This window comes from Lysinibacillus sp. A4, assembly GCF_024919535.1.
In the GTDB taxonomy this organism is placed as follows: Bacteria; Bacillota; Bacilli; order Bacillales_A; family Planococcaceae; genus Lysinibacillus; species Lysinibacillus capsici.
In genome coordinates, this window is the sequence record NZ_JANWTB010000041.1 from 1 (window position 1) to 661 (window position 661).

The window sequence follows — 661 nt, forward strand, 5'->3', positions numbered from 1 at the left end:
GAATACGTCGGATTAATTTGTACAGTAACTTTTTTCGGAGGTGTTTCTTTCAATGCATTTGCCCACTCAGTCTCCATATTGAACCATTCACCACCAGAACGGTTAATTTGGCTATTTTGTGGAACTAGGTTATCGATATCCTTTGGCCCTTTAAACTGTGCTCCTATTAAGTGTCCACCGTCGTCATCAGGTAATCTATCTTTTCCTCCCACAGTTCTCTGTGTGTATGCGTTTCGTTCTGCAGTGCCTAGAATAAGCGTTCCTTCACATTCAGTAATACGTCCATTGTTATCCGTACGGTAAGTATAACCATCTGGAGATTTGTATTCTACATTTGGTTTTAAAACTTTTTTTCTACCACTCTTCGTAAAATGATCACCATAATCCACTTTTTCGTGAGACGGTCCAACTTTTCCCTTAGTTGCTTCAGCAGGCTTTTTATTCGAGCCATTTTGTGGTGGTTGGGAATTAGATGGCTTCGGACTCGAGGAGGACGTATTTTTTCCAACCGTTCCTGTATCCTCTATGCGTCTGACGTTTACACCTGCTCCTGCTAACTCCATCTCTGGTGGTCGCAGCTGACGCAGCTGTTGTTTGACTTCGTCTACTTTGGCTTGGATCTGCGTTTTTACATTTGAGACTTGCTTGTTGACTTTTTCTT

1 protein-coding gene is annotated in these 661 nt (G+C 42.1%); it reads right to left on the reverse strand.

Features of this window, described 5'->3' with window-relative positions:
• On the reverse strand, positions 1 to 661 hold a 661-nt coding region (locus NY607_RS24230), incomplete at both ends, for a DNA/RNA non-specific endonuclease (RefSeq protein ID WP_259420618.1).